This is a genomic window from Chryseobacterium tagetis, assembly GCF_016735585.2.
In the GTDB taxonomy this organism is placed as follows: domain Bacteria; phylum Bacteroidota; class Bacteroidia; order Flavobacteriales; family Weeksellaceae; genus Chryseobacterium; species Chryseobacterium tagetis.
The window spans coordinates 421,421-441,656 of record NZ_JAERSE020000003.1 but is presented as its reverse complement, the minus strand read 5'-3'; the positions used below and the strand labels follow the sequence as shown (position 1 = coordinate 441,656).

General features: G+C 35.9%; 10 protein-coding genes. 1 reads left to right on the top strand and 9 read right to left on the bottom strand.

All coding sequences use genetic code 11. The annotated features are described in order from the left end of the window. Window positions 1-2 precede the first annotated feature (2 nt). The 4 genes from JI747_RS12000 to JI747_RS11985 form a co-directional block, all read right to left on the bottom strand. Complete coding sequence (locus JI747_RS12000) at window positions 3-4,187, bottom strand: phage tail protein (protein ID WP_225688972.1); 4,185 nt, start codon at window positions 4,185-4,187, stop codon at window positions 3-5. A 424-nt stretch (window positions 4,188-4,611) separates the two neighbouring features. Further along, window positions 4,612-4,989, bottom strand: coding sequence for a hypothetical protein (locus JI747_RS11995; protein ID WP_225688970.1), 378 nt, complete (start codon window positions 4,987-4,989; stop codon window positions 4,612-4,614). A 58-nt stretch (window positions 4,990-5,047) separates the two neighbouring features. Further along, complete coding sequence (locus JI747_RS11990) at window positions 5,048-5,215, bottom strand: hypothetical protein (protein ID WP_225688968.1); 168 nt, start codon at window positions 5,213-5,215, stop codon at window positions 5,048-5,050. Between the two features lie 322 nt (window positions 5,216-5,537). Further along, window positions 5,538-5,696, bottom strand: coding sequence for a hypothetical protein (locus tag JI747_RS11985; RefSeq protein WP_225688966.1), 159 nt, complete (start codon window positions 5,694-5,696; stop codon window positions 5,538-5,540). Window positions 5,697-6,550: 854 nt separating this feature from the next. On the opposite strand from JI747_RS11985, the gene JI747_RS11980 reads away from it, so the two are divergent. Then, entirely contained in the window at window positions 6,551-7,213 is a 663-nt protein-coding gene (locus tag JI747_RS11980) for a S24 family peptidase (protein ID WP_225688963.1), read from the top strand. Window positions 7,214-7,280: 67 nt separating this feature from the next. Here JI747_RS11980 and JI747_RS11975 read toward each other — a convergent pair whose 3' ends face one another. The 5 genes from JI747_RS11975 to JI747_RS11955 form a co-directional block, all read right to left on the bottom strand. Beyond that, window positions 7,281-8,201, bottom strand: a complete 921-nt coding sequence (locus JI747_RS11975) for a hypothetical protein (protein ID WP_225688961.1) — start codon at window positions 8,199-8,201, stop codon at window positions 7,281-7,283. Between the two features lie 90 nt (window positions 8,202-8,291). Further along, window positions 8,292-10,880 carry a PKD domain-containing protein gene (locus tag JI747_RS11970; protein WP_225688959.1) on the bottom strand — a complete coding sequence of 863 codons (2,589 nt, stop codon included), beginning with the start codon at window positions 10,878-10,880 and terminating at the stop codon, window positions 8,292-8,294. Between the two features lie 121 nt (window positions 10,881-11,001). Next, a complete protein-coding gene (locus JI747_RS11965; protein ID WP_225688957.1) occupies window positions 11,002-14,256 on the bottom strand; it encodes an Ig-like domain-containing protein in 3,255 nt (1,084 codons plus the stop codon). Window positions 14,257-14,269: 13 nt separating this feature from the next. Continuing rightward, window positions 14,270-17,098: a V-type ATP synthase subunit I domain-containing protein gene (locus JI747_RS11960; protein WP_225688955.1), complete on the bottom strand. Its 2,829-nt coding sequence runs from the start codon at window positions 17,096-17,098 to the stop codon at window positions 14,270-14,272. A 24-nt stretch (window positions 17,099-17,122) separates the two neighbouring features. Continuing rightward, a complete protein-coding gene (locus tag JI747_RS11955) occupies window positions 17,123-20,173 on the bottom strand; it encodes a baseplate J/gp47 family protein (protein WP_225688953.1) in 3,051 nt (1,016 codons plus the stop codon). Window positions 20,174-20,236 lie beyond the last annotated feature (63 nt).

Sequence of the window (20,236 nt, the reverse complement as noted above, 5' to 3'; positions counted from 1 at the left end):
ATTTATTTGGTTCCTAAAAAATGATCTGGACCTGTAAAGAATATTTCATCAGGAGTAATTTCTCGATTGTTTACAAATATAACTTTAGTTATTTTGTAAACTACATTTTTTACCCTACGTACTCCTTTGCTTTTAGCACCTATTCCTACAGTTTTTAATAATTCTGCATCATTTAAACTTAACAAAGCTTCTAAAGTCATATATTCTTTATATCGTTCCGATGTTACTTTTTTCTCCTCAGATATTTCATTTATCTTTTTCTCTAATTGATTTTTCCTTTTTAAAAACTCTTTCCTTATTAATAATATTGAAGAGTTTTCATCATTTTCAAAACGTGTAACATCAACAGTCATGTTAAAACTTAATAATCCCCCATCTTCTACTCCTTCTTTAATTAGATATTTGCCTATTTTTTCTTCCTCCTCTCTCATCGTTACCTGATTAAAAGTATCACTAGTAAGCATTAAGTTATGCCCTTCTACATATCCCGTTCCTCTTACTTCATTAGCTACAATGTGTGCTCTGTTCAAACCTTCAACGGTTTCCCCTTTTGTTTTTCCCCTTCCAAATTTATGAAAAGATATATTATCCGCAATAACTTTTTCGGTCTCGTTAGTTTTATTATCATAAGTAACTGTAAAGGTTTCAGAACCATCTACATAGCCATATACTATAGTGGTTTTATCCCCATTTATTATAGTTTCTCTAATAATAGGTTTAAACTTATCGTGCTCATCACCTCCTGCACTTATCTTTTTTCTTCTTTCTTCAGCTGTTAAAGGTAATAATTCTTTATACTGCTTGTCAAAATCATTTTTCTCTTTTCGTTTTTTCACATAAGCATTCTCTGTATCTCCAACGATAATTCCATCAGCATCATTAGTTTTGCTATTTGGTAGTTTTGCTTTGTAGCCTAAACGTTGATTACCTTTTCTTTCTTCAGTTATCGTTAAGCCTGTTTTTTTATCGGCACTATTATTGTTTAGCAAATGTCCGTCAACTTTTTCGGTATTTTCCAGTTCAGTTCCCGTCTCATGAACATTCTCAGGACTCGCCGTATATCTATAGATGATTTTTTCATCTTTACTTTCAGCTCTCAAAGAGCTGAAAACAGGATATTTTGCCTTAGTCTTTTTAGCCACCTTACTGGCTTGCTCAAGAGTTAGCTTGTTATTGTGATTTTCATCTACTTTTTTCTCTTCTTCTTTTAAATAGATAAATCCTGCATCAATTTTTTTCTGCTTTTCAGGTTCATGGGTATTATCGTTTTTACTTTTACCTACAACTTTCCCAAGCAATCCTTTTGCTTTCCCTTTCACAAAAACCCAGAACTTAGTAATAGCTTTCTCAATACGTCCTCGTATTTTATGGATCACGCCAGTTACTTTATCTACCAATCCAGTAATTCCTAATAAAGAAGCTAAAAAGCCAATAAGTACCGGAATAGCTCTACCCAATGCGTTTTCTATTGATTTGGCTACTGCACCTACATTTCCGTTGGCAATTGCTTTTATACTCTCGGTAAAGGCTCTTACCAATTCCATGATCTGTGCCGCTTTTTGGATGAAGAATTTTACGACATCTATAATTGCCATTGCTGCTTTTATAAATGCTCCTACTGGAGTAAGCAAGCCCATGATCCATTTGATACCGGCCTTTATGACCTCTGTTTGAATGATGTCCATAATAGTATCCATTACCGTTTCTTTCAGGTCGGCAAATTGATCTTTCATGTATTCCCAAAGTCCGGCAACACCGTCTTTACGAACGATCTGTACGATTTCAAAACCTGTTTCAACACTTGTTTCAAGAACCTTCATTACAGGTTCTCCCACTACTTTAGCTCCAATATCTCTAACCCCTTGCCAGCTCAAACTAAGCACCTGCATAGTAATGGAGAAAATTCCTTTTAATGAGAATACATCTTCCGGCATGGTAATAGAAACCCCTTTTGTTGCTCCGGTAAGCCATGTGAAGAATCCTGTTTTAAGGTGTGTCCAGATATTGTTTCCAAAATTGGTAAATCCTTGTGATACCCCGTCAATAAGATTGGATAAGAAATCGATCGGATGGGTGATTATTGATAAAATTACACTCATGGCCCCTGAAAGTAAATCCATAAGAGTTTTTTTGATATTTTGTATGGTTTCCCAAACTCCTAATGATGCCTCTCTCAGAGCACTTAAGAATCCCTGGTCGCGTTTTTTAAATTCAACAATCATTTCGTCCACTTCTTTCAGTGTATCGTTGTATTTGGTTGCCAATGAATCGATTAATGAAGATTCTTTTTCATTTATAGAATTTTCAAGTCCTTTAAATTGCCCCTGAATCGCATCAATATCTCCTTTAATGGCTTTTTTAACATCGGCAGGAAGATTTTTAATATAGTTTGCTACCTTCTGACGTCCGGAATTAATCGCAGTTTTTGCATTATTCAGTCGATCGGTTACTAATTTGGCAATAACATTAATGGTTCCGTCCAGTTTGTCAAGAAACATTTGGCGTCCTACGGTAAAGAATATATTGACTTCATCCGGCAATTTTCCGTTCCATGCATCTTTTAAACGTTTGCCGTATTTCGTAACATCATACCAGCTTCCGTATCGTTTTTCTTTGTATTCATCTGTTTTCTTAGTGACGTACTTTTCAAAAATCTCTTTAGCTGCTTTGGCACCTGCATCAAACAATTCGGTGACTTTAGCTTCCAGACCGTTTAACTCGCCATCAACAGATTTTTTGGTATCAGCATAAATTTGATTCAGCTGACCTACAACATCCTGATGTTTGCCTGTATTTTTTTCACCAGCTGTACGTTGATTTTTAGTCACACCATCCAGCATTTCTTTTCTGCTGTTATGCATGCCTTCCATTGTACCGTTGGTTTTGCCCTGTGCTTCTTGTTTAGAAGATTCCAGTTTTTTATTTTCAGCAGCTTTAAATTCTCCTGGTGTATTTTCGGCATTTTCTTTGGCCGCTTTCTTAGCGTTGAGTGCATTGATAAAGCTTGGCTCATTCGAATTGGCCAGCTGCTCATCGGTAATATTATTTTTCTCAAACTGCTTCTCAACCGCTTTGTATCGTTTGGTAACAGGTTCACTTAATTCAGCATCGCCTCGTTTGCCCGGTACGGTTGCTTTTATATTAACCTTTGAACCTATTTTCGGATCTGGTAGTGCTGTAGCTGTACGCGCTTTAACATCTGCCTCGTTTGGTTCTTTTTTAGAGACTGCTTCAATAGCACCTGTCATATTATTTTTGGAGGTTACCACATCTGCTCCGGCCGATCTATTAACCTGGGCAATATTATTATGCTTTTCAAAGTTTTCGACCTGTTTTTCGTTGGTTGGCAATTGCATCTTATCGATTTTCTCCTTCAATTTTGCCTTGAAATCTGAAGCTTTGAAAGGGGTGCTCTTTTGCTGACCAAGCTGCTCCACCTGCTGACCACGGGCTTTAGATTTACGTTCACCACCAGGTACGGCCGCAGCTGCATTTGCATTAGCTTCGGCTTTATCTTTCGTAGTATGAGCACGCTTTGTTTTCGCTGTATTTTTAACCGAATCTATTGTTTGATTGAATTGTGGATCTTTACGAGGATCGGTTGGTGTAGTTCTAGCCGCACCTTCTTCTTCCGCAGGCAACACTAAAGCATCACTTATATCGGATAAGGCAGCCTCATCCTGTATAGGTTGTACTTCAGCTATAACAACAGGTTCTGCAGGAGTTGCTGCAGGGACTGCTTCAGAATTACTTTGGGTGCTTTGAGCTATAACAGCTTGTTCCTGTACCGTTTTTGGAAGATATGTTCCTGCTTTCACATCCTGATAATCACGCATCTGATCCACATTCAGAGTAGCCATATACCCTTTCTCTGTTTCTTTGGTTTCGGGATGATTGATATCACCAGTTTGTTCAATGCTTTCTTGAACCTTTCCATGCATTACTTCTGAGCCTTTGTCATAAATGGTTTGTGAACCATGAACGGCTACAATTTTATTATTGAGGCTAAGTTGATTTGTATTAGGATTTGCTGATCCAGCCATCCCATTTGATTCTCCATACTTTTGTGTTTGTGTACTGACTGTTTCTACCTCAGATAGAGGTACAACCACCGCTTCTTTCGGCCTTTGCTTTTTGCTCTGGCTAGGAGCTTTGCTGTCTTTTTCTACAGGATTTGCTGCTTTCATTGACTTAGTTTTTTAATTTCATATTGATTTTTAGAAGGCATACAAAACGCAATTGATATAATTGCGTTTTATACTACCTGTTGAAGTGAAAAATCAAACCGTGTAGGGTAGATTTTTTTAAAAGAATTTAAGTAATCGGAAGTGGCACTTAATTGGCGATGAGAAACAGGTAATGTCGAACCACTTCAAGTTTTTTTATTCTCTTGTTATTGTAGAGTTTTTAGTTTTTCTAGTTCAAAAATCACTCTTTTTCAGAAGAATTCCTTGCTTTTGGGGCGATTGATTCTGTAGTTGCAGTAAAGAGTTTTTAAGAATCTTTTTACAGCAATGGTGTAAGAGTAAGTTCGTTTTGCAGATCTATTTTTTTCCTTCTCAGTGCTGAATATGACAGGTCTCCAATATCATTATTATATTGTTTTATTTTTTATTGGGGTCTGTCATCCGTCTTTTCTTCTTTATCAGATGGTCTCTCTGTATTTACCCCATATCGGGTTTCTATAAAAAGGTTCACTGCTTTTTCAATCCAATTAGGTAAACTGTTTGTAATCATTTTCAGGAATTTATCATATCCGTAACCCAGTACAAACAACACTCCTGTTGAATACCATTTATCATGCAGCTCGGCTCTGTTCATTAAATAACTCATTGTAAAACCAACAATAACTACAATTGCCAAAGTGACCAAGTGTTCCCACGGCTGTTTTTTTTCTTTATTCTGTATGGAAACCAGCACCCTTAGTAATCCTCCTGAAAATGCGATTGCAGTACCGATTAACAGAGCTTTTATACTATCCAAATTCATTTTTTCTTCTATATTATTTATTAAAATTTTTCATTTTCGCCTGTTTGTAGATCGGTAATTAATCTTCATTCAGCATGTACATATCATCTAAGAACCGTTTGCTGTTTCGGATATTTCCATTTTTATTTACATAGGCTAATTCATCGATAAGGTCATAGATATCTCTACTTGGCTTTTGTAGTTTCTCTTTAGCTTTTTTCTTCTTTTTCTTTTCTTTTTTTTTCATGGTTTCTATTGAATTTTAGTCTTTTTACAATTGATTTTCTGACAGTTAAAGGCCATAAGGTTTTTGCTTTTTTGTTTCACTTAAAAGAATAGAGCTAAGAAGCAAAAACCCTTTTTCACCTTAGTATTTTACCTATATATTTACATTTGAGGAAGATGTGGAAACCCTTTAATTCATCTTATGTACGGGATACCTATCAGAACAGTATAATAACTTTGAATTTTCTTTATCTTTTGCGAGTTCCTATCGGCTCTAAACGATCATTTCAATGGAGCTTCGATATAGCATTATTTTAAATGCCAAAACTGAACTTTATTTTATATTAACTTTCAAGAAGAATATTATATATTGTTCTTTCGGACAGGAACAGCATTTCTGTCAACTCGGTTACAATTACTTTCATCTGTTTGTTTTGATTACGCTTTACATATTCAATGACAAAACTCTTTCTTTTCTCTATCAATTCTTTGCTACGTTTCATGTTTTGGTTAAAGGTTTATTTTATGTTTTAATTTTTTTTTTGAATCAGACAATGTTTCTTTTTTCTTCATTTTTTACCGTTCAATTGAGACCACGACGAACCCTAAAGGCATAGTTCAGGCCTTTGAATCGTTATTTAATTACATTATTTAATTTTGGTTTTTAGAAGCCGATATCTGGTATTTTTCATCGAAACAATCCCCAGCTTCTTTCTTTCAAATTTTACTTTTTGGTAACTTGTTTATAAAAGAGCACAACATTTTATTTTTGAATGGTCTTCGAAAACAATTGTGCCCGTTTCACAAATTTTGTTTGCTTTTGGAATGTATTAATAATCTTACTGATAGCTATAATTAATCGACATTTTATATATTAAGCAGTAAGACTGATCTGCATTTTTCGGTTTCTTTTTTTTATTTTCGAAAAAACAAAAGAGCTTAACCGCTACGTCACTTTAACCAATCATAAATAACCGCATTTTTATCACCAATAAAATCACTTTAATATGAACAAAAAGCAATATTTAATTACAAAAACACGCAATTTTTACATTTATTTTAGATTTTAAAAAATCATTTTAGCTTTATATAGCGCTGAATAAAACAAAAACAAAAAATCTAAACAGAAAGTACAATCAATGTAAAAAAAATATTCAAAATATTGATTATAAGTATTTTAGTAAAAAAAATCAATCGTTTTAAATTTCAAAAAAACATTAAACTATTCATATAATTTTGTATATTTGCACTGTACCATTTTAACAGCGAAACAAATATACGAACATTGTTCGTTTTTAAAAATAAAAAATGAACTTTTTACGTATTAATTTTCACAAATAACCCTAATCATATCAAAATGAACTATTTAGAATTCAAAGAAATCAGAAAGAAGCTTAACATGAAGCAGGCTGATATAGCAAAATCTATAGGAGTTGGTACGAGAGCTGTACAATATTGGGAAAAAGGCGAACGAAAAATACCGGAAACAACGGCTTATTTTGTTACCAATTTACTTCAGGAGCAACAAAAGAAATCAAATATTGGTGCTTCTCCTGTTGTTTTTTCAGATTTAAAAATCATGAATGTTCCGCTAGCGAATCAATATGCACAAGCCGGCTATCTAAGCAGCTTTGCAGATGAAGAATATATAGAGAGCTTACCTACTATTCCTTTTACGGATGATGTAGAACACCGTGGTGAATACATGTGTTTTGAAGTAAAAGGAGACAGCATGGATAACGGATCGTATGAAAGCTATCTGGAGGGTGACATTATCTTATGCAGAAACATCAGACAAGATTATTGGCTGAGCAAGCTACATTATGATAAATGGGATTTTGTCATCGTTCACAAAGAGAAAGGCATTCTGGTAAAGCGAATCGTCAACCACGATGTCGAAAAAGGCATTATCACCCTTCATTCTCTCAATGAATATTATGATGATTTCGAAATCCACCTTCAGGATGTTGCCAAGCTTTTCAACATTATAAGTACAAGACGTAAAAACAATAGAAGGTAGTTCAAAAGAACTGCTGAACTTAATAAAATCCTCAAAATTGAGGATTTTATTAGTTTATATCATCAGATCAGCTATCACATGAATAGCGGGAAATCTCACCGATTCGTCCGGTTTCCGGATCTACATTAAAAATAGAACTCGGTTTAAATTCTTCAAATCTAATCCATGCTATTCCACGGTCATTGAACCCGCTACTTGCTCCACCAGGAATGTCAAAATCTGACAAATTACCTGGTATTGCTGGGGTTATCCCATCATTCAGGTAAATAAAACTTCCTGTTCCCGGTTCTATGGTATCTAGATTTACAGTTTTAATTAGTCCCTCTGTCCAACAAATACTTGCTTTAAATTCTGCAATATTTGTTGGAACTTCATATAACCCCGATACACAATAAGCTTTAAAAATATAAGGAGCTTTTGCCGGATTAACCCATTTAAAATCTACTACATTTGACCAATCAGAAACTCCGGATGGCTCACAATGCTTCCTCGCTCTTATATACAAAGCAGTTCCATCAGGAATATTCAGATCACTCAGATTAATATATTCAATCGGATTGTAATCGAACCCCACCTTAAAATAAATGATATTTTCAAAATGAGGATCTGTTGCTATCTGATATTCCGGTGTCTCTAAATTATTAGCATCTACCGAATATTCCATTACCAATTGATCATCGGTCTCCCAATACAATTTTTTAATAGATGGAATTTCGCATACTGGAGGACTACAAACTCCTACCGTAAAAGTACCTACTTTTTCTACAGTCCCTTTATCTGTAATTAATTTAACTATAAAGTCATATTCCCCTGATCCCTGAAAACCGGCAATGTTTATCAGACCACCACTAGACGGCACCGAGATTATACCAAACTCAGTATATGAACCCGTCGTATTTTTGACTCTATAGTACAAAATCCCACTATTTATTGGTACAGAAGATGTATAATCTATCCTAAATGATATATTGCATTTTGCTGTTGCCATTATATTCTGTTTTTTATTATTATATTATTATTTATCGATACATAAGGGATGATTTTCTAATCAAAGAACCATCCCTTTTTACAGTATTTATTATTTGTCTTCGGAATATACAGTGACTACAAATTCTTTAGATTTTGCGAATTCGCCGCTGCTAACATCAAGAACCGTAAGCTCAAAAACATATTCTCCAGCCATTAAATTTGTAACTTCAAGAGTAGATTTATTAGTGCCTGTAAGCTTTACTGCGGGACCTTTTATTTTAGCCCAGGAATATATAAACTTTGAAGTGCCGGAACTGGTTCCTTCTCCTTCTAATTTAAAAAGCTTTTCGGAGGTGTTAACCCTATCCGGACCTTTTACTCCTGCTGTAATAACAGGAACTGAAACAGTACCTTCACAGCAATTACTATCTGTAAAATAAACACCCGTTATTACAGTAGAAGGACCTTCATCGAGATACCAATCGCTGAATTCGATGTTTTGAGTACATCCGTTTTTACTTACACTCACTTTTATTGTTGGAATGATCTTCGGATTCAAATCGCGGAAGGTATAAGTAAATCTTCCTTCTCCTTCCGGTTTCAGATTCACCAGATCGCCATTGCCCCAGAAATCCCAACTGTAGGTGTAGTCATTCCTATCTGCTTCCTGAACTTTAAAGTATACCGTTGTCGCAGCCGAACCGTCTGTCGGATAAACAATATCAACAATATCGATTTTTACATCTTTCTGTTTAGTGACTCTGATGCTGCAGTTGGTCGGTTTTCCGTTTACAGTAAAGGTAATTTCCTCATCATACAATTCAGGGTCTACCAATGCCGGATTAAAGAAGTATTGTCTGTCGATCAGTTCCACACCCGCATCCAAATCCGTATTAGCTTTCACAACTCCGTTCATCGGGAATACGGTAAAAGGTATATGACTTGCATTAGTACAAATAACAGAGGTTGGTAAAGTTAATTTAACGTCAACTTTCGGCGTACAGCAGATGTAAGGGATTGAAAAGTCTGCCACAACTCTTAAGTCTCTCCCATTAATCTCATACACAATCGCAAAAGTACCTTTCTTTCCTACTCCTCGCTGATGTTCCAATCCCGGATGTTTATCTACATATTCGTTGAAATAAGCTTTGAACATATCTTTGTTATCTATGAGCTCAGCCAAAGACAAAACCATAATATCAAATCCCAACTGTTTCTCGTCCCTGATCTTCTTTATCTGTTCAAAAGCATCCTGATAAGGCATTCCCTGATGACCTTCAATATTAAAAAACGAATTGTCATCGATATTGAAATCCATCGGATTTTGTATATGTTTGTCTGATGACAGCAAACTCGCATCGTATGCTAAATTGTATCCTGAAGACCTATTGTATGTTTTATCAAAATCCCATGCTTTTAAAAATTCTTCCGTAATCTGATAGTAAAACGGAATGGCTTTTTTGCTCAAAGGACCTCCTTTCTTGGAAGGTGTAATTTTAATTTGTGCCCCACCTTCAAAAGTTTCGGTATATCTGAAATGCTGTACCTGCAGCTTAAAACGATCAATCAATGCCTTGACTCTTTGTAAGGCCTTTTCATCATCCAATACAGGCGAATTGTAAAACCGATGTCTTGACGGGTCCAGCTGAACATCTGATATTAGTTTCCCAAGCATAATATGTTTAGGAAAAGAAAGCAAATCAGGAAGGCATTTTGTAAATGATTTAGGAAGTATCTTGATGATCTCCGAACAGGTATCTGCCAAATCTTTAATAACGTCGTAAGCATATTGATAGCCTGCATTGGGTACAAAACATTCTTCTATTGCATTTTTGAAAACCTCCTGATCAACTGCAGGAATTCCTAATATCTCAGAGATTGAATTGATTTTTTTAAAAATAGCCTCACCATATCCACTCTTCCTGATAATAGTAGTGTACATTTCTTTTAGGTTGGAAGAATAAAGCTGCGTATCAATTCCTTTTTCTAAAATAAGACGTTCTGCAATTGCCCGTTCCAGCTTTACCTCTCCCATCACATTTTCTATGAACAAAGGATGAGGCTGCATGTTATCTCCTCTAAGAAGAATATTGATTCCTTTTGCTGTCGTAACGAGTACTTTGAGATTTCGAATCTGCTGAACTCCGTGGTTGTCACAATCGACTCCTCTACAAGGTTTAACTTCTTTTTCGTAACTTTCTAAATACAGTAAAAGGTATTTATCTTCTAAATCTGAAAGGTTATTGACGGTTTGAAAATCTGTATTGGCTTCCTGGGCTGTTACCAGTTCCCATAGTTCGATCTGACCATTGGTTCCATCATTAAAAGCAGGATATTTTACTTTGAAATTATCATACGCTTTAAAGTGTGTATATTTTTTGCTGTCTATTTTGATGGTTTTCAAATCGCTTACATACAAATCTTTGCTTACCTCACTGGTCGTATTTAAGGTGAGCAAATCTCCGTCGGTAGTCAGAGCAATCCCTTGAGAGAGCTGTATCCCGCTCAACTGACCGCTCGTATACATAAGATCCGGTTTAAAACCACATACAATCCCCACTCCCTGCAGCATCACTCTGGATAGACGATCCTGATCTTCAAAAAAATCTAAAAATTCGTTGAACTGGGTGTATTCTATGTATTGCCCTTTACTGAATTTTCGGTATTGGGTCGATATATTACTTAATTGATTATTCATTATGATTCATTTTTAATGATTGATTATGGTAATTTTTATAAACTTCTTAGGCAGAAATGTATTCTACCTAAGAAGTATGTTATAATTGCAGAATATCTAAATTGTGCGTTTTTCCACACCTTTATTTACTCCCTCCACAACCATTTACAATGGCAGCCTGAATAGCGCTTGCATTATAACTTGAGTTCCAAGAACCCCCTGTTCCATTTGCTAATTCTCTCCAGATATACCTTCCATTGATCTGACTATTAACACCATCTCCCAGTACAATCACCTTAATTGATTTTCCAACACAAATACCTTTCAGTCTGTCTATTTCAGCAACATCTACATCATTGGCAACGTCATCATTACCACCAGGCGTGATATCTGTTATTATAATAACATATTTTGCTACACCATCTCTAAATCTTCCGGCAAAATCACGCTCTACCACTCTGCTCAATGCCATATCAGTAGGTTCAGGAGCTCCTACTCCAGATCCAAGGTTCAATCCTCCTGCCGGATTATTAAGTTTATTAAGCTGTGCTTTGAAAGAGTCAACATTATTATCAGACATTATTTCCATTGCTGTTAACCACTGGTATCTCGTTGAGTTAAATCCTGTATTGATGATTCTCTGAGCAAGAGGAAGACTTGTATAAGCAGGAGCCGTACTATAACTAGAAACCGTTCCGGAGGTATATTCGTCAGCAAGTACAATACCCAATCTATAAGCATTAGGACGTGATTGCTCTGCAATAGTTGCTACAATATTACCTGCTCCAGTTTTAGCAGCTCCAATCTGACTTCCCATACTACCTGTATAATCGAATATGAATACTACGTCCATACCTGAATCACATGGAGGTGGTGCAATATTGATCGTAACAGTTGCGATATTACTATCTAGTTCACCATCGTTGATATAATATGTAAACGAGTCTGTAAGGTTTACTGAACCGTTATGAGTATATTTGATCGTACCATCGCCGTTTAACACTGCTGTTCCGTAAGTAGGCTGAGTTTTTATAAATACTATTAATGGAGTATTTCCTAAATCATAGTCATTATCTTTAACGTCTATATTAACAGATCCTCCAATTGATGTTGAAGCGTGATCGTTCACTGCTACCGGTGCTGATTTAATATTAATAAATACCGTCGCAATATTACTGTCATTTTTACCATCATTCACACAATATTTAAATGAATCTTCAAGATTAGCAGTACCGTTATGAGTATAAGTGAATGTACCATTGCTGTTCAATACTACGGTTCCGTGAGTAGGATCTGATTTTTTAACAACAGTTAATATGTCATTATCTGCGTCATAATCGTTATCCAGAACAGATATAATGACAGTTTTTCCGAGCATACATGAAGCCTTATCGTCCGTAGCAATAGGCGGCACATTTGGTTTTTCTTTAGAACAGCATAGATAAGGCAGTGAGAAATCTGCAATCACCTGATTATCTTCAGCCGATACGGCAATTAAAACAAGACTTCCTCCCGGTTCTACCCCAGCTCTGTGCTCCAGACCTGATTTTCGTTCTAAAAATTCGCTTAAAAGTTCAGTTGCTATCTCTTCTTTTCTAGGATCTTCTTTTACAACCGTAACATCTCCTTCTACTCCTGTAGCTTTTGCAAATTCAACTTTGTTTAGTAATTTCAGCTGAGTGTCTATTTTAGACAGGTTTAGCAAGGCAGCTTTTGTATCTCCTTTTTCTCTGCTGATATCGCTGGAAATTGAGATAAGCTGTTTTCTAAGCCCTTCGATGGAAACTGTTTTCAACTCAGTTGTAGTTGTAAGAGCGCGCTCCGTTTTTTCACCTTCATTTAAAAGCAATACAGTAACATCAAAAGCCAATCCGTATTGTTTTTTAAGATCGATGATATTTTGATAAGCAGTCTCAAAAGGTAATGTTAAATGTCCTTCAACTCTATAGAAGTCATTATTATCAATGTTATAATTCAATGGATTTTGAACATAATCATCAGTAGCTAAATTGGCTGTATGATAACTTAAATTATAAGTTTCTCTATCGGTCTTTGTTTTTTCAAAGTTCCATTTTTCCAATAATGACTGATCTACATTATAATAATATGGAATCGCTTTATCACCCAGTCTTACATAAAGATTGGAAGGGGTGATTTTAACAGGTCCGATATAGGTTTGGAACCCATTTATCTTCTGCACAAAACGATTGGCAAGCATTATAATTCTCTCGTAATTTTCATCATCATTTGTCGTTACAGGTGAATTATAAAAACCATGGCGGAAACGGGTATATTCTCCCAATTTTAATGTTGCTCCAACAGGCCCCAACATAAGGTGCTTAGGGAAAGAAGCTACCCCTGGACAACATTCTGCATTAAGATCCAAGATCAACCCTTTTATCTCGTTATAGGTATCGATCAAATCTTTTAGCAAATCATATCGATACTGATAATCGTCAAATTTTGAGTCAGCATCTTCCAATAAAGATTTCAATTTTCGGCTAAGCGATTCCCCTTTTAAATCTACACTTATGTTAAAAGTCGCCGCAATGGCATTAAAACCGTCACTTAAGTCTCCAATAACTGTATTCGCAGCTTGAAATCTTTCTCTTAAGTTCGATGAATTTTTAACTGTAGCATCTAAAATAACTCTCTTAGCTTCTATTTTAGGTAAGTGATCATAAAGGTCTTCATACGCATTGTGAACATTATAAATCGTGTCTTTCGCATCGCCTTTAGAAAGGAGATCTGTAACGACCTGAGAATCTGCCAAAAGTACTTTAAGATTAGAAACCTGCTCTGCTCCTGTATTATCACAATCAGCGTCTTCGCACGGTGACTCATCGTTAGAATAGCTTTCTAAATACAGAATGATAATTTTATCATAGATATTACGGATAAAACTTAATTCCTTGAAACCTGTTTTATCATTTAGCAGATCAAATTCATTCTGCGTAATCACTTCTAAAAGCGGCACCTGTTTACCATCGATACGGAAATGTTTGTATCTGATAGTATCTTCATATTCTCTATAATATTTATACCTCATGCTCTCGAAGTTGATATCAACTTCTGACGGGCTACTTATTTTCTTACGCAGTGTTATCAGGTCTCCGTCCGTAGTAACTCCGGCACCCTGAGTAATCAAAAGTGTATTAAGATTGTCTAAAACACTATCTTTTACGGGTTGAGAATCTTTTTTGGTAGGCAACAGTGTAAGATCAGAGTATGTCGATTCAAAACCGCATACCAAACCTACTCCACTCAAACGGGTTCTTGATAATCTGTCCTGATCTTCGAAATAGTCTATGAATTCGTTTAATTGCCCTTCCGTTAACGCCTGATTTTCGTTGAACTTTCTATATTGGGTTGTTATATTCTCTAATTTAGTATTCATTGTTTGTCAATTTTTATATGTTTGATTGTCCTAATATGATTTTTCCGTCTAAGCTGTCATTATCATCTCTCGCACAGTCCAGAAGTCTTCCCGGTCTATAGATGTTATTTAAGTGGGTAAGAGCAAGCAGTAAATCATGAATGCTGTTTCCTAAATTCGTAGTATTATTTCTGGATTTATCTGAAAGATATTTCTTGAAAGCCACTTCAAATTCAGCAAGATCATTCTGAGCGGTTTCTTTTTCGCTCAACCGGTCTCCTACCCAGCAAATTTTTGCCAGCACATGAGCCGGAATTTCCTGTCTGATAACCGTTTCGGCATAGCGTCTAAAATCAGGATCCTGAAAACGGTAGGCAAAACCAGGTAGAACAACGCTTACACGGTAAGAATAGGGATCAAAAACATCTGTTTCGCAATCTTCTTCACAAGAAGACATGAAAGCTTCTGAATATTCTACCGAACCTGTTGCCGCTTCTTCGTTTTCGATATCATACATGATCTTAAAGGTACCTTCGATAGACATACAGCCAATCCCACCCATGAGTTTATAATCTTTAGTAGTCGGCTTCAGCAATAAGTGTTCGACAAGGAAAATACCTTCTTCTGTAAACTCATATTTAAAATACTTTACTGTCTTTCTGATTCCTTCTTTCAGCTCTCCGAGAGTCGTATAAGGATTCGTTTTTTTATGAACAGCGATCACCGTCTGCGTATCATCTATAATTTCAAAATAGAAGTTACCACCTAATGAAACACGGATTTTTATATTTCCAATCAGGCAATAATTGTCCTTACATTCTCTTAACTTATCTATCGTATCCTGAAGATTGTTCTCATTCAGTTTTTCCAACTCATTTTCGAGGTCTTCCTGATCGATCTGAATCGTCTGGTAAACGGCTTCATTTAAGTTTTTGGTGGCAGCATACTCAATTTTGTAAGTATCTACCGATGACAGGATAATATTACTATCGGCATCTTTTATTTTCCATGAGTAGATATCTTTATTCTCGCTGTCTTTTGCTTTAATAATGGAAACAGCTGATTGTGATAAATTTCTCTGGGTATAGTTTTTAATTCCCAACAAACGGGCGATTCTTTTCTGTGCTCCGGAAATATTTGTAGTATTCCAAACATCTGCATCTGAAAACAAGATATAATTGTAGCCTAATCCACGATCTTTACTTAATGAAGGATATTCTTTTAAGAAGTTTTCTTTGTTGCTTAAAACAATTTCGTCGGTAGATTTTCCATACAGTGATTTCATTAAGAAAGTATAGTCACTGAATGTTTCGGCAAAACGTGAAATCAGATGATCTAAAATTTCATTTCGGCGTTCCACACTGTTGTCCAGTTCTTCATATAATGAATCTGTAAGCTCATCATCATTTTCCGTATCATAATCAGAGACCAGCTCATCAAAACCTTTGATGTTTTTAAGAGCCTGTGTAAAGAATGTTCTTTTTAAACCACCATTTACACTTAGTATTTCTTTTACTTTTTCAAGGTGTTTGAAATAGCCGGCAAGAATCTGATCAAAAAACAGTAAATATGCTTTCAGCTGTTTTGCCAGCGCTTCTCTCTCCGGATTCTGATTTCCTATAATCCCTGATGTTCCCACTCCGTAGGTATCCGGAAATTCATTTAAAATAGTCGCATAGTTCGCGATATCATAAGAAGTTCCCTGCGGTAAAGGCAATTCTTTATTTTGTCTTGCATCTTCTCTAAGTGCTTCTTCCTCTCTTTTAAGGGTTTCCAGATAGTCCTGAACCTGTTTATCATTGATGTTTAAAGGAAGAGATCCTTTACTGTAGCTGAATGAACTCAGTTCACACAGTTCAGGTTTTCTGCCTTTTTCAATGCAGATCAGCCAATCGTTGCTCTGTTTTACGACATTATCACATCCCGCGATAGAAATTTCATGGATTTCTTTTACCCCGTCAATTTTCATGATCTCACTGATGATATCAGAAAGACGGACTTCTCTTCTTAACTGACTGTTTTGAAGTTCTTCGGTATCGATAAAACCATTTTCCAAAAGGGGTCCTTCAAAAATCTGATCTGTAGTCAGCCCTTTTTCAAGCATTTGCTTCAAGGAATAGAAATGAACTTCCGGAGACAGGTAATTATTAATCGCTCTTAATACTTTAGCATGCACAAACTCTTCATCGGCTTTATTTACAAGTCCGATACGGGCACATACAGCCACAGCCTGAGTTTCGATTTGTTTAATTTCAGCCAAGTCTTCGCAAAGACTTCTGTTGGCGTGGTAGCGATCCAATATCTGAATATTGACATTCGATTTTCCGCATCCAGCACCTTCTAAATCATCAATATCTTCGGCATAATCTACATACAGATCATACAATCCTTTTACATTGAAATGCTGTGTTTTTTCTCCGATCGGTTTAAAGTCCAGCTGTCCGGTTTTACAGTCAACATATAAAGTTTCGGTTTTAGGAACCAGCCAGCAATTGCGGATGGGTCTTTTATGACCTGCCACCATGTTGATATCGATAAACAACTTTCTGTAGTCAAGCTCGTTCAAAGGTCTTGAAGGTAAAATCTCAGTAGCTTTTAGAAACTGTGTCTGAATATCTTTGCTTTCATCTTCGGATGTTAAGATATCCTCCATATTCAGGTTCATTCTCATTCCAAGATCTGTAATGGCATAGCTCAAAACTTCCAGGGTGGTGATACCGGGATCATGCGAGTTGTAATCGGTCCAAAGTTTACCTCCCAGCTCTTCTATGTATTGGATACCCGTTTTTCGTAGAAAATGAAAATCGGTCTGATCTCCGGTTTCTACATTTTTTGATATACTAATGTGTTTATTTTCTGACATAATTATGTTCTGTTCTGTTTATTATTAAATACATACCTGATCTGTAATAGCAACATTGTGCTGTTTGGCAGATACCAGGATTGATTTTGGATCTACTTCGATTAGAGATTGTTTCTGTAAAACATTGTTTACCAATATTTTTATATCATCAATATAATCTACATAGTACAACTGCTCTAAGTAAGTAATCAACTGATTCACATTTAGTTCCACATTAAAATCAATCTCTTTGGAGTCTGTAAAAGCCCAAGGCGATATGTATTTTTTAATATCTTCGTCTAATTGCTTGAGATAGAATGTTTCATCATACCCGTCAACTAATCCAACTTTCGTTTCAATCTTTGCTTCTTTATAATTTGGATTAATCACCTGAGCGTTCACATGCATCGTATTCAATTCATTGACATAATTTTGAATTTTATTCAGACTTGCCCGGCTTACTCTCGGCTGATAGACATCAAAGGCATTTTTATTTTGGATATTCGGAACCACCATCAGAGTGACGTGTCCCGGAGCCATATAGGAGTTTTCGGAAGTATGATTCAGACATTTTACTTTAAAGACTTCCGGGAATTCCTGTAATACCAGTTGTTCGTAATCCCATTGGGTAATGGCTCTGTGTTTATGTCTTAATCTTTCACTAACGCGTCTGTAAAATTCCGTATCCGCTTCTTTATATTTACCATCGAAGGAATTATAAGGCTGGCTCACCGATTTTACCTGAGGAACTCTGGTGATCAGTTTCGCAATGGTTTCTGCTTCTAGTCCATTATTTAAATGAGACAGATCATTATCCTGATCCTGGAATGTTGCTAAAACAGCCTGTGTATATATTCCCTGAATTTTGCATACGGCATCATAGCTCCTTCTTGATTTGGCTCTGATCCAGACCAATCCGTCCGTAAATCTTGTATGGGCTGTATTGATATCTCTAGGAATTTTAAATTTCACAATCCCCGATTCCAGAAACTTTCTGGTTTCGTTTTGCAATATCTCACCTGAGAGATCAATCCATGTATTATTTGAAAGGATATGCCATTCTATAAATTCTTTTTCCTGGAAAGTTTCTACCAAAGGATTTTCACTTCCCTCCAACATTTGAATCAATAATGAAACGGTTGTTTTTGGTGTCGCTTCCAGACCAATGTATAATTCGCCTCCGTTTTCGTGTACCGGTACAATGCTTTTTGTTTCAACTTCTTTTTCGTATTGTCCGAATGCATCTTCATGGTATACCTGCACTCCTTTGCTTTTTGAAGCTGTTCCGTCAGATTTTCTGTCCAAGTATGAGTAAGCATTTTCTTTAGCACTGTAATTCAGTTCCAGATCTTCCGCAAAAGGAATATAAGGCTCATTGGGAATGAGTTTATTACTATCTGCCTTGCTCGACAACGCCAGTGTGTATAATTTCGGATATACATCCTGCAATGAAGACTGGTTGAACGTTAATCTGATCGATTCACTTGTTCCTGCTTCATTATTTATATTATTGATGGAAAATTGAGTTCTATAGGCATTTCCGTATTTTTTAAATACTTCAACACCATTAGCTTTTGCATACCATATTTCTTTATCCAGCAAAGCGATATCTGCTTTGAAATACGCGTCAGAAGTTACAATTGATGAACTTTTCAGCGCTTCAAACTCACTTAAGCTGATATTTTGATTCGGCTTAATGACGTATGCATTGTATGAGTCTTTGATAGAATCCGGAGTGTTTTTCCAGTTGATCGTAATGTCTGCTTTTTGCCATTTTTTGGAAAATAGTTCAGGGCATTTGATGTAAAAATTAGACCCTTTAATAGGTTGCGCAGTAAACGGATAATACGGTTTTTCTGCATTTAAAGCTCCATTATCATTTTCAATCTGAATTGATTTTACTCCTTTTACATCAACTGATATTTCTATATTTTTGATTAGTTTTTCTGAAAGAGCTTCGTATACATCATAGTATTTTTCTCCTTCAATCATAAACCTTACCACCGGAAAATCGGTCTGGAAGGTTTCTAACAATATCTGTTTATTATATGGTACAACAGCCGGGAAATCTTTTGACAATGTAAAAGAAAGCACCAAGCGGTTTTCTTCGTTTTGAATACATTTTAAAACAATGTCTGATAACCATTCTTTTTCCCCGCTACAAAGTACTTTAATATTGTTTTCAATATCAGATTTTGAAATATTCTGTAATTTCTGAGTCGAATTTTTAGTAAAATCGATTGTAAGGTTAACTGTTCTCTCGCCTTCTTTTAAATCAAATAATGATGATGCCACCGAAAAGCCCAGTTTAGCTTTTGGAAGTTCTTTGTAAATAGATTTGTCCGAAACGGTTTCATCAGCATTATATCCAAAAGGCCACCAATAGTTGCTGTCTTCTGATAATTTATCGCCTAAACCATCTGCAGTACCGGCTACCGGAGCCATTTTCAGCTCTCTTTTTTCAACATCGTTTAAGAAGCTTTTTACCTCAACTACTTTTGCCTGGTTGGCGATGAGCTCTTCATTTGTTTTGTAAACACGTTTTTTTCCACTGGCGTCTTTATCACCATCCAGCAATGTCCCGCTTGGAATTTTTTCCTGAATAGCTTTTTTTGCCAATTCAAAGATTACATAAACCTTATCTGCTTTTGCATCATTTTTCTCAATCTGAAGGATCTCATTATAGTAGAAATCCAAATGCCTTTTGGTCAGATTATTGAAGGCTTTTTTAGAGAAATCCAATAGTTTTAAGAAACAAACAAATAAGGTCAGGTGAGGAGTCAGGCTGCTGTCTTGTTCAAACTGGGACATAAGGTCTGTAACCTGTTTTTTCATACTTTTATATTCAACACTTTCCCTGCGCGGGATCGCATTGGCATCATCACCCAGGAAGAAGTTTCCCCAGTTTCCCTGTGGTGTTGTATTATCATCTTTGTCAAAATAGTTTACACGTTGAGCAAAGTTGTTTGCGAATAATAGCCAATCAAACAAGTCGAAATCGTGTAATTCAAGATTGCCCGGATCTAATTCTGCTAAAAAGCGCTGCATTTGTGATTTTCCTTCACGATAATGTGAAAATGTATCTGTTTTTTTCATTTGTTTATATTTATCTTTCTATGGTCAGATGCAATACTTATTGTAATGTTGGTAGTATTCAAA

Coding starts and splice junctions, on each gene's coding strand:
- JI747_RS11975 (WP_225688961.1), bottom strand. CDS start 8,201: ATGGCAACAGCAAAATGCAATATATCATTTAGGATAGATTATACATCT.
- JI747_RS11955 (WP_225688953.1), bottom strand. CDS start 20,173: ATGAAAAAAACAGATACATTTTCACATTATCGTGAAGGAAAATCACAA.
- JI747_RS12000 (WP_225688972.1), bottom strand. CDS start 4,187: ATGAAAGCAGCAAATCCTGTAGAAAAAGACAGCAAAGCTCCTAGCCAG.
- JI747_RS11995 (WP_225688970.1), bottom strand. CDS start 4,989: ATGAATTTGGATAGTATAAAAGCTCTGTTAATCGGTACTGCAATCGCA.
- JI747_RS11980 (WP_225688963.1), top strand. CDS start 6,551: ATGAACTATTTAGAATTCAAAGAAATCAGAAAGAAGCTTAACATGAAG.
- JI747_RS11990 (WP_225688968.1), bottom strand. CDS start 5,215: ATGAAAAAAAAAGAAAAGAAAAAGAAGAAAAAAGCTAAAGAGAAACTA.
- JI747_RS11985 (WP_225688966.1), bottom strand. CDS start 5,696: ATGAAACGTAGCAAAGAATTGATAGAGAAAAGAAAGAGTTTTGTCATT.
- JI747_RS11965 (WP_225688957.1), bottom strand. CDS start 14,256: ATGAATACTAAATTAGAGAATATAACAACCCAATATAGAAAGTTCAAC.
- JI747_RS11970 (WP_225688959.1), bottom strand. CDS start 10,880: ATGAATAATCAATTAAGTAATATATCGACCCAATACCGAAAATTCAGT.
- JI747_RS11960 (WP_225688955.1), bottom strand. CDS start 17,098: ATGTCAGAAAATAAACACATTAGTATATCAAAAAATGTAGAAACCGGA.